The sequence below is a fragment of the Tsukamurella sp. DT100 genome (genome assembly GCF_049844855.1).
GTDB lineage: Bacteria > Actinomycetota > Actinomycetes > Mycobacteriales > Mycobacteriaceae > Tsukamurella.
Genome location: NZ_JBNCLV010000001.1, coordinates 517,377 through 532,797 on the forward strand (window position 1 = coordinate 517,377; position 15,421 = coordinate 532,797).

A 15,421-nucleotide genomic window follows, 5' to 3' on the forward strand; every position below is an offset into this window, starting at 1 on the left:
ACTGTCCAGATCGGACAAGATCCGAGAGCGAAGAGAAACAACGGCGCCCCGGTGCATCACCGGGGCGCCGTTCTCACGACCTGATCAGCAGCCGCCGAGGCGCGCGGCCAGGTACTGCTGGATCTCGGCGAGCGGCACGCGCTCCTGCTCCATCGTGTCGCGCTCGCGCACGGTCACGGACTCGTCCTCGAGCGTGTCGAAGTCGACGGTGACGCAGAACGGGGTGCCGATCTCGTCCTGGCGGCGGTAGCGCTTGCCGATGCCCTGGGCGTCGTCGAAGTCGACGTTCCAGAACTGCCGCAGCTGCGCGGACAGCTCGCGCGCCTTGGGCGAGAGCTTCTCGTCGCGCGAGAGGGGCAGCACCGCGACCTTCACCGGGGCGAGGCGACGGTCGAGCTTGAGCACGACGCGGGTGTCGGTGCCGCCGTTGGCCTTCGGCACCTCCTCCTCGGTGTAGGCGTCCACGAGGAAGGCCATCAGCGAGCGGGTGAGGCCAGCAGCGGGCTCGATGACGTACGGGGTGTACCGCTCGCCCGACTGCTGGTCGAAGAACTCCAGCGACTCGCCCGAGTGCTTCGTGTGGGTGCCGAGGTCGAAGTCGGTGCGGTTGGCGATGCCCTCGAGCTCGCCCCACTCGCTGCCGGTGAACTCGAAGCGGTACTCGATGTCGACGGTGCCCTTGGAGTAGTGGCTCAGCTTCTCCTGCGGGTGCGTGAACAGGCGCAGGTTCTCCGGGTCGATGCCGAGGTCCGTGTACCACTTGAGGCGGTAGTCGATCCAGTACTGGTGCCACTCGTCGTCGTCACCCGGCTTGACGAAGAACTCCATCTCCATCTGCTCGAACTCGCGGGTCCGGAAGATGAAGTTGCCGGGCGTGATCTCGTTGCGGAAGCTCTTGCCGATCTGGCCGATGCCGAACGGCGGCTTCTTGCGCGCCGTGGTCATCACGTTCTTGAAGTTCACGAAGATGCCCTGTGCGGTCTCGGGCCGCAGGTAGTGCAGGCCCTCCTCCGACTCGATCGGGCCGAGGTAGGTCTTGAGCATCATGTTGAAGTCGCGGGGCTCGGTCCACTGCCCCTTGGTGCCGCAATCCGGGCAGACGATCTCCGACATCGGCACGGCGTCCGGGTCGACCTCTTCGCCCTTGGCGGCGCGCTTCTCGGCGAACGCCTCCTGGAGGTGGTCCTGACGGTGCCGCTTGTGGCAGTTGAGGCACTCGACCAGCGGATCGTTGAACACCGAGACGTGGCCGGACGCGACCCACACCTGGCGGGGCAGGATGATCGCGCTGTCCAGACCCACCACGTCGTCGCGCGAGGTGATCATGTTGCGCCACCACTGCTTCTTGATGTTCTCCTTGAGCTCCACGCCCAGCGGCCCGTAATCCCAGGCCGACTTCGTTCCGCCGTAGATCTCACCCGACTGGAAGACCAGTCCCCTGCGCTTGCACAGGTTGGCGACGGTATCGACTTTGGTTGCTTTGGCCACGGCGCGCTTCATCTCCGACGGGTTGTGAGACAAGAAAAACGTACGCACCGACTCTACCGTTCGCACCCCGGACCACGGCGCGATGGGACGCCTCCCGCCCGGCGGCTTGACGTGGCCGATCCCGCATATGAAAATGATTGTTGATAAGAGGAGGCACCCCATTCCCACCGACATCGTCCCGACCGCCCTCGTCGCCGACTGCCCCGTCGACCCCGAGGACCCGCCGCGCACCCAGCCCGATCCCGAGGTACTCACCGCCACGGGCGACCTCCTGCGCGCCCTGGCCGCCCCGGTCCGAATCTCCATCGTGCTCGAGCTCATGCACTCCGAGCTCTGCGTGCATCAACTGGTCGACGCCCTCGGCGTGACCCAGCCCCTCGTCAGCCAGCACCTGCGCGTGCTCAAATCGGCCGGCGTCGTGCGCGGCGAGCGCAACGGTCGCGAGATCGTCTACCGCCTGGTCGACGACCACCTCGCGCACATCGTGGTCGACGCGGTCGCCCACGCCACCGAGCGGCCGGGGGCGTGACGGTGACCGTCCACGCCGCCAAGGGAACCGGAATCCGGGCGACCAAACAGCGCGGGGCGATCACGCAGGCGCTGCGATCGGTCTCGGAGTTCAAGTCGGCGCAGGAGCTGCACGAGCGGCTCCGCGCGGACGGCGAATCGATCGGCCTGACCACCGTGTACCGGAACCTCCAGGCGATGGCGGACGCGGGCGCCGTCGACACGCTGCGGACGGACAGCGGCGAGGCCCTGTTCCGGCTGTGCTCGGACGAGCACCATCACCACCTGGTGTGCCGCGAGTGCGGGCGCACCGTCGAGGTGACGGATCGGGCCGTCGAGGCGTGGTCGGCGCGGACCGCCGCGGCGCACGGCTTCACCGACGTGACCCACACGCTGGAGATCTTCGGCCGCTGCGCCGACTGCTCCCGCCCCTGACCCGATCCGGGCGCGGTTCAGCTACGAACGGCCTGGGCGAGGAACGGCGAGAGCACCGCGGACACCTCGCGCGCCGCCTCCTCCGGGCCCTCGATCGGCATGGTGAGGTGGCTGAACGCGAGCCGCACGAGCACGCCGGCCGCGATCTGCGCGTCGGCCCGGCGGACCTGTGCCCAGCTCATGGCGAGGATCTCCGCGAGGCCCTCGGCGGCGCGCTGCATGATCGGCGTGCCGTCGATCGTCACGATCCCCATGAGGTCGCGGTGGGGGTTCGGTCCCACGATGTTGATGACGACGGGGTCGCCCATCCCGATCTCGAAGACGCCGCGCATGGCGTCGTCGACGGCGGCGTCGATCTCGCCCGGGTGCGCGTCGATCCGCTCCTGCACGTAGGCGAGGAGGCCGTCGACGAACCGGGTGACGTAGGCGACGGCCATGCCCTTGCGGGAGCCGAACTCGTTGTACAGGGTCTGCCGGCTGACGCCCGCCTGGCGGGCGACGGCGGCCATGGTGACCGCCGACCACTCCCGCCCGCTCAGGACGCCGCTGACCGCGTCGAGCGCCTGATCCCGCACCGTTTGTTTCGGCGCGGCATCAGCGGCATCGCGCCCGACGAGGACGGTCATCGCGCGACCGCCGCCGCGATCTGCTCGGAGAGCTCGCCACGGACCGCCCGGAGCTCCTTGGGCCGACCCATCGCGACGGCGCCGGCGAGGCTGCCGCCGCGGTGGCACCGCGCGAAGAAGGGATCACCGCTCGCCGTGTCCATGGGACCGTCCACCTCCAGCTCGTCGTCCGCCGCGGGCCATCCCGCGAACTGCAGCACCGCCCCGAACTGGTTCGACCAGCCCCACGGGACCGTGGGGGCGGGCGCGCCGCCGAGGAGCACCTGCGCGACCGCGGTGCCCTGGTCCTGCGCCGCCGACCAGTTCTCGGCCCGGTAGCTGCCGCCTTCCAGCGGATGGGGCACCCGCGCGCAGTCGCCGATGGCGTAGACGCCCTCGGCGGACGTGCGGTACTGCTCGTCCACCAGGATACCGTCGTCCACGCGCAGGGCCAGACGCTCGGCGAGGCCGGTGTCGGGGCTCGAGCCCACGGCCACCACCAGCAGGTCGGCCACGAGGGCGCCGCCGCCGGGCAGCGCGACGGAGACCTGGTCGGGGTCGACGGTGATCTCCCCCGGCCGGACGCCGAGCAGCAGGTCGACGCCGGCGTCCCGCTGCAGGCCGGCGAGGCGCTCCCCGATCGACGGGGGCACGACGCGGGCGAGCGGCAGGGCGGCCGGCTCGACGACGGTGACGGCGGCCCCCAGCTTCGCGGCGGCGGAGGCGACCTCGGAGCCGATGAGTCCGGCGCCGAGCACGATGACGCGGCCCGCGCGGCCCAGCTCGTCGCGCAGCGCGGTCGCGTCGGCGAAGTCCCTCAGGTACCTCACGCGGGGCGCGGGCGGCAGGCCCGGCAGCTCCCGGGCCGCACCGCCGGTCGCGAGGACTAGCGAGCCGTAGGCGAGGTCGGCACCGTCGGACAGCTCCAGGGTGCGGGCGGCGGTGTCGCCGCCCGTCACGGTGACCCCGGTGCGGACCGTGACGTCGATGTCCTCCCAGTGCGTGGCCGGCTTGAGGAGCGCCTTCTCGACGGGCATCCCCGCCAGCAACACGTCCTTCGACAGGGTGGGCCGCCGGTACGGGAGGTGCGGGTCGCGCCCGATGAGGGTCACGGCCCCGTCGTATCCGCCGGTCCGCAGCGCCAGGGCCGCGGTGGCGCCCGCGACGCCCGTGCCGACGATCACCACGCTGTCCGTGCTCATGCCCGCGATACCTCGACCATCTCGAAGTCGGCCTTGGCGGCGCCGCAGTCGGGGCAGGACCAGTCGTCCGGAATGTCGTCCCAGCGGGTGCCGGGCTCGATGCCGTCCTCGGGCCAGCCTTCGGCCTCGTCGTACTCGAAGCCGCACTGGAGGCAGCGGAACAGCTTGAAGGGTGCGTCACTCATTGTCGGTTCCTTTCTCGGAGGGGAGGATTCGCGCCGGCTCAGACCGGTTCGAAGTCGATCTTGTCGCGGACCCCGCAGTCGGGGCAGTTCCAGTCGTCGGGAATATCAACCCAGAGGGTGCCGGCCGGCCAGCCCTCGCGGGGCGCGCCCGCCGCCTCGTCGTAGACGTACTGGCACACGGGGCATTTGAAGGCGCTCATGCGGCGGCCTGCTCTCCGGTCGCGGTGGCGCCGTACTGGGCGAGGACCTTGTCGCGGACGCGGGGGTGGATGTTGACCTTGGTGATGTCGCCGTCGTAGTGGTCGAGGACGCGGTGGTCCATCAGGCGGCGCCACAGCGGCGGGAAGTAGGTCAGGCCGATCAGCGTGGCGTAGCCCTGGGGCAGCGACGGGGCCTCCTCGAACGAGCGGAGGGTCTGGTAGCGGCGCGTGGGGTTGGCGTGGTGATCGCTGTGGCGCTGCAGGTGGTACAGGAAGACGTTGGTGATGATGCGATCCGAGTTCCAGGAGTGCTTCGGGGCGCAACGCTCGTAGCGGCCGGAGGCGAGCTTCTGACGCAGCAGGCCGTAGTGCTCGAGGTAGTTCACCGACTCCAGCAGGCTGAACCCGTAGACGCCCTGGATGATCAGGAAGGGCAGGACGTACCAGCCGAAGACCGCGGTCAGGCCACCGAACAGCACGACGGTCATGAGCCAGGCGTTGAGCACGTCGTTCTTCAGGGTCCACGGGCTCTTGCCGAGTCGCTCGAGGCGGGTCTTCTCCAGCTCCCACGAGGACTTGAGGCTGCCCCACACGCTGCGCGGCAGGAACTCCCAGAAGGTCTCGCCGAAGCGGCCGGACGCGGGATCCTCCGGGGTGGCGACGCGCACGTGGTGGCCGCGGTTGTGCTCGATGAAGAAGTGGCCGTACATGGCGGGCGCCAGGGTGAGCTTGGCGATCCAGCGCTCGTTCTCGGGCTTCTTGTGGCCCAGCTCGTGACCGGTGTTGATGGCGATGCCGGCGACCACGCCCAGGCTGAGGGTGAGGCCGATCTGGCTGATCAGGCCGAGCCCGCCGCCGGTCGCGTACACGCCGCCCAGCCAGGTGAGGTTGTCAGCGGTGAGGAGGTAGCACATCAGCACCAGCGAGGCGAGCTGGAAGGGCAGGAAGACGTAGGTGAGCCACTTGTAGTACTTGGAGTTCTCCAGCGCCTCCATCACCTCCTCCGGCGGGTTCTCGCCGTCGTCGCCGGCCTTGATGTCGACGATCGGGAGGATCACGTACAGCAGGATCGGGCCGATCCACCACAGCACCGGGGCGAGGTACATCAGCGGGGTGCTGCCGATACCCAGCAGCATGATGAGCCCCACCGCGAAGAACAGGGCGGTGGGGACGAACAGGCCCCACAGCCAGAGTCGCTTCTTGTGGTCGGTCCAGACGGCTTCCTTGCCGTCCGCATCGATGTAAGCCAGGCCCTTCATGGTGCCTCCTTAATCCGTTCGCCCCCGGCAGGGGCTGTGACTGAGGTCATACGCTCTGGACTCAGTATTTGACATGTTCCGACGATTTGTCAAGCGACTCGTGGACAGTTCGCGCTGATATGTAAACCCCCAGGTAGACAGGTCGGCCCGGTTCGTCAAGCTCTCCCTTTTTAAGTTGTGCACAATCGAATTGCGTGCCATCATCATGGAGTGGAAGCGAAGCGGACCCTGGACGAGCAGCTGTGCTTCGCGCTGTACTCCGCCGCGCGGGTGGCGTCGAACGCCTACCGCGAGGAGCTGTCGACGCTGGGCCTCACCTACACCCAGTACGTCACGCTCCTCGCCCTGTGGGAGCGCGACGGCGTCACCGTCTCGGCGCTGGGCGAACGCCTGCGCCTCGACAGCGGCACCCTGTCGCCGCTGATCCGGCGGCTCGAGGGCGCCGGCCTCGTCGAGCGCCGCCGAGACCAGGCCGACGAACGGCTGGTCACGGTCCACGTCACCGACGCGGGGCATGCGCTGCGCCCCCGGGTCGACGCCGCCCGCAGCCGGGTCTACGAGGGCTTCAACCTGCCCGTCGAGGACGCGGTCGCGCTCCGCGACCTGGCGAACCGCTTCTGCGCCGCGCACACCTGACCATCCCCGACGTTCCAGGAGGAACCCCCGACATGAGCACCGTGTACACCGCCGAGGCCATCGCCACCGGCGCCGGCCGCGACGGCCGCACCCGCACCGACGACGGCCGCGTCGACCTGCAGCTGGCCATCCCGAAGGAGATGGGCGGATCCGGCGACGGCGCCAACCCCGAGCAGCTCTTCGCCGCCGGCTACGCCGCCTGCTTCCACTCCGCGCTCCAGATGGTCGCCCGCACGCAGAAGGTCGCGCTCGGCGACTCCAGCGTCGGGGCCCGCGTGGGCATCGGCCCCAACGGATCCGGCGGTTTCGGCCTCACCGTCGCACTCGAGGTCGTCATCCCCGACGTCGAGCACGACGCCGCCCAGGCCCTCGCCGACGCGGCCCACCAGGTCTGCCCGTACTCGAACGCCGTGCGCGGCAACATCGACGTCACCGTGACCGTCGCGAACGACTGAACTCCCCCACCACTTCTCACAAGGAGACATCCATGCGTGCACTCATCCAGGACGAGTTCGGCGACCCCGCGAGCGTCCTGTCGGTCCGCGAGGTCCCGTTGCCCGAGGCGCGGCCCGGCCAGGTGCGGATCCGCACTCTGCTCGCCCCGATCCACAACCACGACCTGTGGACCGTGAAGGGCGACTACGGCTACAAGCCCGCCCTCCCCGCCGCCTCCGGCTCCGAGGCCGTCGGCGTGATCGACGCTCTCGGCGAGGGCGTCGAGGGCTTCACCGTCGGCCAGCGCGTCGCCACCGGCTCGGCCTTCGGCACCTGGGCGGAGTACTTCGTCGCCGGCGCCGCCGGTCTGCTTCCGGTCCCCGGGGAGATCTCCGATGAGGCCGCCGCACAGCTCTTCTCGATGCCCTTCAGCGCGATCAGCCTGCTCGACTACCTGAACGTCCAGCCCGGCCAGTGGATCGTGCAGAACACCGCCAACGGCATGGTCGGGCGCCTGCTGGCGCAGCTCGCGGCCGCCCGGGGCATCAACGTCACGGGCCTGGTACGACGGTCCGCCGCCGTCGACGAGCTCGCGACCTTCGGCGTGACCAACGTGATCGCCACCGACAGCGAGGGCTGGCGAGACCGCGCCAAGGAGCTCGCCGGCGACGCGGGCTACGCGGCCGCCGTCGACTCGATCGGTGGCGCGGCGAGCACCCAGCTCGCCCTCCTGCTCGGCCAGCGCGGCACGCTCGTCTCGTTCGGCGCGATGAGCGCCACCAACCCGGGCGAGGGCGCGATGCTGGAGATCCCCGTCAACGTCGCGATCTTCAAGGAGATCGTGGTCAAGGGCTTCTGGGGACGCACCGTGAGCCAGGAGATGGCGCCCGCCAAGCGGGCCGAGCTCATGGGCGAGGTCGTCCGCGGCGTCGCCGCCGGCACCCTCGCACTGCCCGTCGACGGGGTGTACCAGCTCGACGAGATCTCCTCCGCCGCAGCGGCGAGCGGCCGCCCCGGCCGCGTGGGCAAGGTGCTCCTGCGCCCCTGATCACCACCGCCGGAGATGTGCGGTCATTCGTTCGAGCGATCGTTGGAACGGATGACCGCACATTCAGCCGACGAGGCGGCGGCGCGCGTCGACGCCCTGGGCCAGGACGAAGAGCACGAACTCCCGCAGCGCGTCGCCCGCGAGTGTGCCGGCGGGGAACGAGTAGGACAGCACCAGGTCGGCCGAGACCTCCCGCTCCATGAGCCGCAGCGAGCCGAACTGCACGCCGTCCGCCACGGCGCGCACGTCGGCGCGGAGTTCGTCGGTGAGCGCGAGGTCCCACGCCACCACCTGGGTCAGCGAGTAGACGTCCACGTCGCGGGCGAGGGCGAAGACCTGCACGGACGCCGGGGTCTCGCCGAAATCGACCAGCACCGCCTGGTTCTCGTCACGGCGCAGCACCACCCCGTCGGCCAGTGCGGACTCGAGCCGGGAGCGCAGCGCGTCGAGCCGGGGGTCCTGCGCCGTCACTGCGCGCCGCCGAACCGGCGGTCGCGCTTGGCGTACTCGAGGCACGCGTCCCACAGGTTCCGCCGGTCGAAGTCGGGGAACAGGGTGTCCTGGTAGACGTACTCGGCGTACGCGCTCTCCCACAGCAGGAAGTTCGAGGAGCGCTTCTCCCCCGACGGCCGCAGGAACAGGTCCACGTCCGGCATGTCGGGCTGGTACAGGTACTGCTGGAAGGACTGCTCGGTGATGCGGTCCGGATTGATCTCCCCCGCAGCGGCGCGACGCGCGAGCTCCCTTGCGGCGTCGACGATCTCGGCCCGGCCGCCGTAGTTGACGCACATCGTGAGCGTCATGACGGTGTTGTCCTTGGTGAGCTCCTCCGCGACCTCGAGCTCCTTGATCACGCTGGCCCACAGCCGGGGACGCCGCCCGGCCCACTTCACCCGGACGCCCATCTCGTGCATCTCGTCGCGGCGGCGCCGGATCACGTCGCGGTTGAAGCCCATGAGGAAGCGCACCTCCTCGGGGCTGCGCGTCCAGTTCTCCGTGGAGAAGGCGTACGCCGACAGCTGCTTCACGCCGATCTCGATGCAGCCGCAGACCGTGTCCATGAGCACGGCCTCGCCGCGCTTGTGCCCCTCGGTGCGCGGCATCCCGCGCTCCTTGGCCCACCGACCGTTGCCGTCCATGACGAGGGCGACGTGGTTCGGCACCAGCTCCGCGGGGATCTCCGGCGGCGTCGCCCCGGAGGGGTGCGGGTCCGGGGGCCGGACGGTGACCGGCGCCGTCGGCACCGTCGTCTTGGACCTACCCCGCCGCAGTCCCGGCACCGTCGACCTCCCTCTCACCGGCCGTGAGGGCCGGGCTGTGCGGCGCGTGCCGCTCGATCATGGGCAGCGACCGCAGCTGCCGTCCCACGTGCCACTGTAGGTGCGCGGCGGCGAGCCCGTTGGCCTGCCTGCGCAGCCGCTCGCCCGTGGTCTCGGCGAGGTCGAAATCGGCCCGGGCGAGGGCCGCCATCAGGTCCAGCACGCCCTGCCCCGGCACCGCCGAGCCCGACGGGCGGCAGTGCACGCAGACGGCGCCGCCCGCGGCCACATGGAAGGCGCGGTGCGGCCCCTCGTCGCCGCAGCGGGCGCAGATCGTGAGCGTGGGCGCCCAGCCCGCCGACTCCATCGCGCGCAGCAGGAACGAGATGAGCACCAGGTCGCGGTCGCGCGTCCCCTCCGCGATGGCGCGCAGCGCGCCGACGGTGAGCCGGTGCAGCTCCAGCGCCGGGGCGCGCTCCTCGCCCGCCAGCCGCTCCGCCGTCTCGATCACCGCGCACGCCGTGGTGTAGCGGCCGTAGTCGCCGGCGAGATCGCCCGAGTAGGCGGCGATGGAGTGCACCTGCGTCACCATGTCGAGGTTGCGGCCGGGGTGCAGCTGCAGGTCGACGTGCGCGAACAGCTCCAGCCGGGCGCCGAACCGCGAGCGCGGCCGGCGCACCCCCTTCGCGACCGCGCGGACCAGGCCGTTGTCCCGGGTCAGCAGCGTGAGGATGTAGTCGGCCTCCCCCAGCTTGTGCTGCCGCAGCACCACAGCGTTGTCCCGGTACGACCTCATACCCTCCATCATCCCACCCCGCCCCGACATCTGGCGCCATCGACGCTCGTGAGAACTCGTCGCCATGGTGTACTCGTCCTGTGGTAGATCGAACATCGAGCACCCTGACGGTGGTGATCAATACGTGGGACATCGAGGACGACAGCATCGATCCTCCCACCGTCGGCGATATCGGCGAGTACCCGCTCATCTTCTTCGCCGTCGAGGACATCGCCCACCTGGACGACACCGCGGTCGTCGACATCGACGCAACGGCAACGGTCGTCGGTAACTCCTACATCGCCGTCGACGGATTGCGTCGCTGGCCGACGGTGTACTCGGGAGCCGGGTGGAAGTACGAGGCGCAGGGAACAGCTCCGGAGAACGGCCCGGTTCGGCTGCACGGCACATTCCACGCCAATCACATGGGCACGCCCGACGTGCGGGGACGTGTGATCCGGGTCCGCATAGAGTCGGTCGAGATGCGCCTCGAACCCTGGCCGAGAGATCCTGGAGGCAGTCTGGCCTGGCGCCCGATTCCGGGGACGATCCTCCACCGCGACGTCGCGGCGGCGCCTCGGAAGTACGACGGCGAGTCCCCGACTCCTCGCGGCAAGCGCGTCGATTGGGCGGTCATCGTCGACCTCGAACTCACCGACCCCGGCGAATCCGGATCTGCGTCGTGACGGAGCCCGCTGCCTCTGTGCCGCTACGCGTCAGCATTGCGAGCTGGATGCTGGGCGACGGATCACCGCCACCTCCGGTGGTCGGCGAGATCGGCGAGTACGTGATCGGCTTCCGCGAGGAGGGGGTTCCGGACCCTAGCGACGCGGGGGTCACAGAGCTCTCCGCCGAGGCGATTCCCCGCGGTGCACCGACTGTCACCGGCCGTGACGATGACCGGCGCATGAGGTGGCCGACCACGCTGCGGGGCATGGGGTGGGAGGTGTCATGGGGCGCTCCTCGCCCGATGATCGGGCCAGTCCGCGTGCGGGGCACCGTCTACGCCGACTACGTCTACCACCCGAATCCGATCCGAGTACGGGGCCGGATCCTCCGGGTTCGGGTCGCATCCGTGCTGGCTCGACGGACCACCGACTCCGAGCCCTTCGTCCACGTCCCCTGCACGTACGAATACCGCGATGTCACCGCCTGCCCGCAATGGCTCGATTCATCCGCCGGTGACGACCACGAGCACCGGTACGAGTTCGCGGCCGTCGTCGACCTGGACCTCGCGGACGCGCCGCTCACGGCACCACAGCCGCGCATCCGCCCGGATTCCGTAGCAGTCGACGGTGATCGGGCCTGGGTCGTCGACAGCACGCTGCCGATCGTCGCGGAACTCGACCTCTCCGGCGACCGGACACCCCAGGAGCATCTGCTGCCCGGCGCGGTGACGCCGAAGCAGGACTACGAGATCCCCACCGTGTGGGCGGCCGCTGGCGCGTGTTGGGCGTTCCGCTCGGATGGCGCCTTCCGCATCGCCGACGGCTCGGTCACACGGGTGACGACGTCGCCGGTGGACTCGGTCGTGCCCGGCGACGGGACCGCGCTGGTCGCCTTCCACGAGGAGGGAAACACCGTGCGGTTGCATCTGATCGAGCCCGGGGACGTCACGCTCCGCGAGCCCGTGCACACCGGAGATGCGCCGCGCTGGGGTATCGCGACCGACACCGGGTTCCTCCTGCTGACCTGCAACGGCGAGATGGCGCCCGAGGACCGGACCCACCGTCTGGTGCGCGTGGGCGAGGCGGGCGAGGTCACCGTCGGGCCCGTGCTCGACGACGTCGGCCCCAACCCCGACGGCTTCGGCGGTGCGCCGCCGCGCGTCTTCACCGGGGGCATGATCGGCGACCCGATCGCCCTCGACGTGCGCCCCGACCTCACCGTCACCCGCAGCGCCCGTACCGCCCCACGCTTCGGAAGCATGCGGACCGTCGGAGACGACCTGTTCGTCGTCTGTCATCGGCCCGACGGCACCGGCGCCGACGGCTGGTGGCCGCTCGACGGACCCTGCGAGTACCGGAGCGCGGAGCAGTTCTGGCTGCTCGTCCGCCTGGACGGCGACACCCTCGAACCGGTCGCCGTCGCGCCGATCCACACCACGCAGGTGTCGGTCGCGCGCCACGGCGGCGAGCTCCTTATCGCAACCGGGTCCGGCCTGTACTGGTGGCGCGACACGGGCTACTCGGAGCTCGAGGAGATCCCGCTCGCCGCACTCCTCGACGAACATTCCTGAAACCTGTCGGCGGTCCGGTGCGCGATGTCAGCAGCATCGGATTTCTTCGGGGGGAGAGGTCATGACACCGGGATGGGCCACGATCATCGTGGGCACGGCCGCCGCGGTCATCGCGATCGTGACGATCGGTCAGAAACGGCTGGCCGACAATCGAAAAGAGTGGTGGACGCGGTTCCAATGGGCGATATCGGCGACGTACAGCTCGGATCCGAACGAGCCACTGGATGGCTGGGTGGTCATCGCAGACCTGCTCCAATCCCGTCTGGCCACCCGGACCGAACGGAAACTCGCCCTCTACGTTGCCCAGCGATCGAGCCTGATGAATGATGGAGATCAGCCGTCGACAGGAGGCGAGCGATGAGAACCATGTCGGCCAGCGATCTTGCCATGCTCCGGCGTCGCGCAGCCGCCCGAACTGCAGTCGTGGGGTACCGAGTTCTGGGCGACCCGGTCCCCGAGCGCCTCGAAGCCTTCGCGAACGGCCTCACCGACGATCCCGGCGAGCTGGATCTGGAGTTCCCGGTACGGGACCGTCGGCCTTGGTGGCGGCGCCTTCTGGGCGCCTAGAAGCCCAGGCGGCCCAGTTGCTTCGGGTCGCGCTGCCAGTCCTTGGCGATCTTCACGTGCAGGGACAGGAAGACCTTCCGGCCCAGCAGCTTCTCGATCTCACCGCGGGCGGCGGTACCGACGGACTTCAGGCGGACGCCGCCCTTGCCGATGATGATCGCCTTCTGCGAGCTCCGCTCGACGTAGAGCAGGGCGTGCACCTCGAGCAGGCCGGGCTTGCCGGTCTTCTCCTGGGCGGGCGTCTTCTCCCGCTCCACGACCTCCTCGATCACGACGGCCAGCGAGTGCGGCAGCTCGTCGCGGACGCCCTCGAGCGCGGCCTCGCGGATGAGCTCGGCCATCATCGTATCGTCGTCGGTGTCGGTGATCTCGTCGTCCGGGTAGAACGCGGGCCCGGGCTTCATCTTCGACGCCAGCAGCTGCACCAGGTCCTCGACCTGTTCCCCCGACGTCGCCGACACCGGGATCACGTCGCTGTTCTCGCCGAGGAACTTCGACACGGCCAGGAGCTGCTCGGCGACCTTGTCGCGGCCCACCTTGTCGATCTTGGTGACCACGCCCATCAGGGGCGTGCGCGGCGCCATGTGCCGCACCTGCTCGAGGATGTACTTGTCTCCGGGGCCGATCTTCTCGTCCGCCGGGATCGTCAGGCAGATCATGTCGACCTCGGAGTAGGTGTCCCGCACGAGGTCGTTGAGGCGCTGCCCGAGGAGGGTGCGCGGGCGGTGCAGGCCCGGGGTGTCCACCAGCACCAGCTGACAGTCCGGCCGGTTGACGATGCCGCGGATCGTCGAGCGGGTGGTCTGCGGGCGCGAGCTGGTGATCGCCACCTTCGTCCCGACCAGCGCGTTGGTCAGCGTGGACTTGCCCGTGTTGGGCCGCCCCACGAAACACACGAAGCCGGACCGGAAGTCCTCGGGGGTCTGGATCTCTTCGGTCACGGGCGGGCCTCTCCACGCTCATCGAACAGCGACACCGGAGCGTCCGGCGTCACCTCGTGCAGGGTGACGATGCCGGCGTCGGCACCGTCGGCGGAGCCCACCAGGACGGCGGCCTCGAAGCCGTCGGCCCCGGAGCTCAACGCCGTCGCGACGGCCACCTGCAGCCCCGTCAGCGCCAGGGACGTCAGGGCGACGGGGGCACCGGCGTAGGTGCGCCCGTCGAGGTCCCGGACCGCGGCGCCGTGCGCGGCGCCCGCCCGGGCCATCGCGCCGCGCGCGAGGGTCACCAGCTTGCGGTCCTCGTCGGATGTCTCGGTCACGCGGGCTCCTTCTCGTCGTTCGCGGTCGCGTCGTCGTCCGACGGTGCCGCCTCCTCGCCGTCGGCGCTGCGCACCAGGACCGTGGAGATCCGCACCCGGCCGCGGCGATCGGTGGCGCCCTCGGCCTCCAGCAGCAGTCCGTGCGCCTCGACCTCCGAGCCCGGCAGGGGCACGCGGCCCAGCGCCAGGCCGAGGAGGCCGCCGACGGTGTCGACCTCGTCCTCCTCGATCTCCTTGTCGAAGAGCTCGCCGAGCGTCTCCAGGTCGAGCCGGGCGGACACCCGGAACACCCCGTCCCCGAGCTCCTCCACCGGCGCGACCTCGCCGGAATCGTACTCGTCGGTGATCTCGCCGACGATCTCCTCCAGCACGTCCTCGATGGTCACGAGGCCGGCGATGGAGCCGTACTCGTTGACCAGGACGGCCATGTGGTTGTTGGTGTGCTGCATCTCGCGCAGCAGCGCGTCGACGGGCTTCGAGTCGGGCACGAAGACCGCCGGGCGGGCCATGCGGCCCACCTCGATGGCGTGGCGATCGGCACCGTCGGGCAGGGCGACGAGATCCTTGAGGTAGACGACGCCCCGCACGTCGTCGACATTCTCCCCGATGACGGGGATGCGGGAGTGCCCGGAGCGGACCGCGAGCCGGGTGGCCTGCGAGACGGACTTGTCGGCCTCGATCCACACCATCTCGGGCCGCGGCACCATGACCTCGCGCGCGGCGGTGTCGCCGAGCTCGAAGACGGACTGGATCATCTTGCCCTCGTCCTCGTCCACCACGCCGCGCTGCTGCGCGAGATCGACGAGCTCGCGGAGCTCGACCTCCGTGGCGAACGGGCCGTTGCGGTAGCCGCGGCCGGGCGTGATGGCGTTACCGAGCAGGATCAGCAGGCGGGTGATCGGGCCCATGAGGATCGCGATCGCCTGCAGCACCACCGCGGCCGAGCAGCCCAGCGTGTACGCGTGCTGCCGGCCGAGGGTGCGCGGCCCGACGCCGATCAGGACGTAGCTGACCACCGTCATCACGGCCGCGGTGACGACGGCCGTCGACACCGTCGACAGGTAGCGGTCGAGCACGAGGAAGACGAGGACGGTGGCCAGCACCTCGCACGCGGTGCGCAGCAGCACCACGAGGTTGACGTAGAGGGGCCGGTTGACGAGGACGCGCTGCAGCCGCTTGGCGCCGGGCCGGCCGTCCTCGACGAGGTCCTCGACGCGCGCCGGGGACACCGTCAGGAGGGCGGAATCGACCGCCGCGAACAGACCGCCGAGGAAGACCAGGGCGACGACGCCGACGATCAGCAGGATCGACGAGGACACG

21 protein-coding genes are annotated in these 15,421 nt (G+C 70.1%); 9 read left to right on the forward strand and 12 right to left on the reverse strand.

Going from position 1 to position 15,421, the window contains the following annotated elements; all coding sequences use genetic code 11:
• Positions 1 to 84 precede the first annotated feature (84 nt).
• Positions 85 to 1,488, reverse strand: coding sequence for a glycine--tRNA ligase (locus tag ACLQ3K_RS02530; RefSeq protein WP_425996748.1), 1,404 nt, complete (start codon positions 1,486 to 1,488; stop codon positions 85 to 87).
• Positions 1,489 to 1,615: 127 nt separating this feature from the next.
• Between ACLQ3K_RS02530 and ACLQ3K_RS02535 the strand changes: the two genes are divergently transcribed.
• Entirely contained in the window at positions 1,616 to 2,017 is a 402-nt protein-coding gene (locus ACLQ3K_RS02535; protein WP_224646520.1) for an ArsR/SmtB family transcription factor, read from the forward strand.
• Entirely contained in the window at positions 2,014 to 2,430 is a 417-nt protein-coding gene (locus tag ACLQ3K_RS02540) for a Fur family transcriptional regulator (protein ID WP_224646519.1), read from the forward strand. The genes ACLQ3K_RS02535 and ACLQ3K_RS02540 overlap by 4 nt, the downstream gene beginning before the upstream one ends.
• A 17-nt stretch (positions 2,431 to 2,447) precedes the next feature.
• Here the strand turns inward: ACLQ3K_RS02540 and ACLQ3K_RS02545 are convergent, their stop codons facing one another.
• The 5 genes from ACLQ3K_RS02545 to ACLQ3K_RS02565 are packed head-to-tail and all read right to left on the reverse strand — an operon-like array spanning position 2,448 to position 5,881.
• Entirely contained in the window at positions 2,448 to 3,056 is a 609-nt protein-coding gene (locus tag ACLQ3K_RS02545; RefSeq protein WP_224646518.1) for a TetR/AcrR family transcriptional regulator, read from the reverse strand.
• The gene (locus tag ACLQ3K_RS02550) at positions 3,053 to 4,237 is read right to left on the reverse strand and encodes an NAD(P)/FAD-dependent oxidoreductase (protein WP_425996751.1); all 1,185 of its coding nucleotides are present in this window, start codon (positions 4,235 to 4,237) and stop codon (positions 3,053 to 3,055) included. The genes ACLQ3K_RS02545 and ACLQ3K_RS02550 overlap by 4 nt, the downstream gene beginning before the upstream one ends.
• Positions 4,234 to 4,422, reverse strand: a complete 189-nt coding sequence (locus ACLQ3K_RS02555) for a rubredoxin (protein ID WP_068521261.1) — start codon at positions 4,420 to 4,422, stop codon at positions 4,234 to 4,236. The genes ACLQ3K_RS02550 and ACLQ3K_RS02555 overlap by 4 nt, the downstream gene beginning before the upstream one ends.
• A 38-nt stretch (positions 4,423 to 4,460) precedes the next feature.
• Entirely contained in the window at positions 4,461 to 4,622 is a 162-nt protein-coding gene (locus tag ACLQ3K_RS02560; protein ID WP_224646514.1) for a rubredoxin, read from the reverse strand.
• Positions 4,619 to 5,881, reverse strand: a complete 1,263-nt coding sequence (locus ACLQ3K_RS02565; RefSeq protein ID WP_224646513.1) for an alkane 1-monooxygenase — start codon at positions 5,879 to 5,881, stop codon at positions 4,619 to 4,621. Before ACLQ3K_RS02565 ends, ACLQ3K_RS02560 begins: the two co-directional genes overlap by 4 nt.
• A 210-nt stretch (positions 5,882 to 6,091) precedes the next feature.
• Between ACLQ3K_RS02565 and ACLQ3K_RS02570 the strand changes: the two genes are divergently transcribed.
• The 3 genes from ACLQ3K_RS02570 to ACLQ3K_RS02580 are packed head-to-tail and all read left to right on the forward strand — an operon-like array spanning position 6,092 to position 8,000.
• Positions 6,092 to 6,517 (forward strand): MarR family winged helix-turn-helix transcriptional regulator, encoded by a 426-nt coding sequence (locus ACLQ3K_RS02570; protein ID WP_425996754.1) that lies wholly within the window; start codon positions 6,092 to 6,094, stop codon positions 6,515 to 6,517.
• Positions 6,518 to 6,549: 32 nt separating this feature from the next.
• Positions 6,550 to 6,972 (forward strand): organic hydroperoxide resistance protein, encoded by a 423-nt coding sequence (locus tag ACLQ3K_RS02575; RefSeq protein ID WP_224646510.1) that lies wholly within the window; start codon positions 6,550 to 6,552, stop codon positions 6,970 to 6,972.
• Positions 6,973 to 7,004: 32 nt separating this feature from the next.
• Complete coding sequence (locus ACLQ3K_RS02580) at positions 7,005 to 8,000, forward strand: zinc-binding dehydrogenase (protein WP_425996756.1); 996 nt, start codon at positions 7,005 to 7,007, stop codon at positions 7,998 to 8,000.
• 63 nt (positions 8,001 to 8,063) lie between these two features.
• On the opposite strand, the gene ACLQ3K_RS02585 is transcribed toward ACLQ3K_RS02580, so the two are convergent.
• The 3 genes from ACLQ3K_RS02585 to recO are packed head-to-tail and all read right to left on the reverse strand — an operon-like array spanning position 8,064 to position 10,055.
• A complete protein-coding gene (locus ACLQ3K_RS02585) occupies positions 8,064 to 8,471 on the reverse strand; it encodes a hypothetical protein (protein ID WP_224646506.1) in 408 nt (135 codons plus the stop codon).
• On the reverse strand, positions 8,468 to 9,280 hold the full coding sequence (locus ACLQ3K_RS02590) for an isoprenyl transferase (RefSeq protein WP_425996758.1): 813 nt from the start codon (positions 9,278 to 9,280) through the stop codon (positions 8,468 to 8,470). Before ACLQ3K_RS02590 ends, ACLQ3K_RS02585 begins: the two co-directional genes overlap by 4 nt.
• Positions 9,258 to 10,055: a DNA repair protein RecO gene (recO, locus tag ACLQ3K_RS02595; protein WP_425996760.1), complete on the reverse strand. Its 798-nt coding sequence runs from the start codon at positions 10,053 to 10,055 to the stop codon at positions 9,258 to 9,260. Before recO ends, ACLQ3K_RS02590 begins: the two co-directional genes overlap by 23 nt.
• A 113-nt stretch (positions 10,056 to 10,168) precedes the next feature.
• On the opposite strand from recO, the gene ACLQ3K_RS02600 reads away from it, so the two are divergent.
• The 4 genes from ACLQ3K_RS02600 to ACLQ3K_RS02615 all read left to right on the forward strand — a co-directional run bounded on the left by ACLQ3K_RS02600 (position 10,169) and on the right by ACLQ3K_RS02615 (position 12,840).
• The gene (locus tag ACLQ3K_RS02600) at positions 10,169 to 10,720 is read left to right on the forward strand and encodes a hypothetical protein (protein WP_425996762.1); all 552 of its coding nucleotides are present in this window, start codon (positions 10,169 to 10,171) and stop codon (positions 10,718 to 10,720) included.
• A gap of 284 nt (positions 10,721 to 11,004) precedes the next feature.
• Positions 11,005 to 12,273, forward strand: a complete 1,269-nt coding sequence (locus ACLQ3K_RS02605) for a hypothetical protein (protein ID WP_425996764.1) — start codon at positions 11,005 to 11,007, stop codon at positions 12,271 to 12,273.
• Positions 12,274 to 12,334: 61 nt separating this feature from the next.
• Positions 12,335 to 12,634, forward strand: a complete 300-nt coding sequence (locus ACLQ3K_RS02610; RefSeq protein ID WP_425996766.1) for a hypothetical protein — start codon at positions 12,335 to 12,337, stop codon at positions 12,632 to 12,634.
• A 62-nt stretch (positions 12,635 to 12,696) separates the two neighbouring features.
• On the forward strand, positions 12,697 to 12,840 hold the full coding sequence (locus ACLQ3K_RS02615; RefSeq protein WP_425996768.1) for a hypothetical protein: 144 nt from the start codon (positions 12,697 to 12,699) through the stop codon (positions 12,838 to 12,840).
• Here ACLQ3K_RS02615 and era read toward each other — a convergent pair.
• The 3 genes from era to ACLQ3K_RS02630 are packed head-to-tail and all read right to left on the reverse strand — an operon-like array spanning position 12,837 to position 15,420.
• Positions 12,837 to 13,781 carry a GTPase Era gene (era, locus tag ACLQ3K_RS02620; protein ID WP_425996770.1) on the reverse strand — a complete coding sequence of 315 codons (945 nt, stop codon included), beginning with the start codon at positions 13,779 to 13,781 and terminating at the stop codon, positions 12,837 to 12,839. The genes ACLQ3K_RS02615 and era overlap by 4 nt on opposite strands.
• A complete protein-coding gene (locus ACLQ3K_RS02625) occupies positions 13,778 to 14,101 on the reverse strand; it encodes a cytidine deaminase (protein ID WP_425996772.1) in 324 nt (107 codons plus the stop codon). The genes era and ACLQ3K_RS02625 overlap by 4 nt, the downstream gene beginning before the upstream one ends.
• Positions 14,098 to 15,420, reverse strand: coding sequence for a hemolysin family protein (locus ACLQ3K_RS02630; protein WP_425996774.1), 1,323 nt, complete (start codon positions 15,418 to 15,420; stop codon positions 14,098 to 14,100). Before ACLQ3K_RS02630 ends, ACLQ3K_RS02625 begins: the two co-directional genes overlap by 4 nt.
• Position 15,421: the final 1 nt, after the last annotated feature.

Coding starts and splice junctions, on each gene's coding strand:
- ACLQ3K_RS02535 (WP_224646520.1), top strand. CDS start 1,616: ATGAAAATGATTGTTGATAAGAGGAGGCACCCCATTCCCACCGACATC.
- ACLQ3K_RS02545 (WP_224646518.1), bottom strand. CDS start 3,056: ATGACCGTCCTCGTCGGGCGCGATGCCGCTGATGCCGCGCCGAAACAA.
- ACLQ3K_RS02550 (WP_425996751.1), bottom strand. CDS start 4,237: ATGAGCACGGACAGCGTGGTGATCGTCGGCACGGGCGTCGCGGGCGCC.
- ACLQ3K_RS02555 (WP_068521261.1), bottom strand. CDS start 4,422: ATGAGTGACGCACCCTTCAAGCTGTTCCGCTGCCTCCAGTGCGGCTTC.
- ACLQ3K_RS02560 (WP_224646514.1), bottom strand. CDS start 4,622: ATGAGCGCCTTCAAATGCCCCGTGTGCCAGTACGTCTACGACGAGGCG.
- ACLQ3K_RS02565 (WP_224646513.1), bottom strand. CDS start 5,881: ATGAAGGGCCTGGCTTACATCGATGCGGACGGCAAGGAAGCCGTCTGG.
- ACLQ3K_RS02575 (WP_224646510.1), top strand. CDS start 6,550: ATGAGCACCGTGTACACCGCCGAGGCCATCGCCACCGGCGCCGGCCGC.
- ACLQ3K_RS02580 (WP_425996756.1), top strand. CDS start 7,005: ATGCGTGCACTCATCCAGGACGAGTTCGGCGACCCCGCGAGCGTCCTG.
- recO (WP_425996760.1), bottom strand. CDS start 10,055: ATGAGGTCGTACCGGGACAACGCTGTGGTGCTGCGGCAGCACAAGCTG.
- ACLQ3K_RS02605 (WP_425996764.1), top strand. CDS start 11,005: ATGATCGGGCCAGTCCGCGTGCGGGGCACCGTCTACGCCGACTACGTC.
- ACLQ3K_RS02610 (WP_425996766.1), top strand. CDS start 12,335: ATGACACCGGGATGGGCCACGATCATCGTGGGCACGGCCGCCGCGGTC.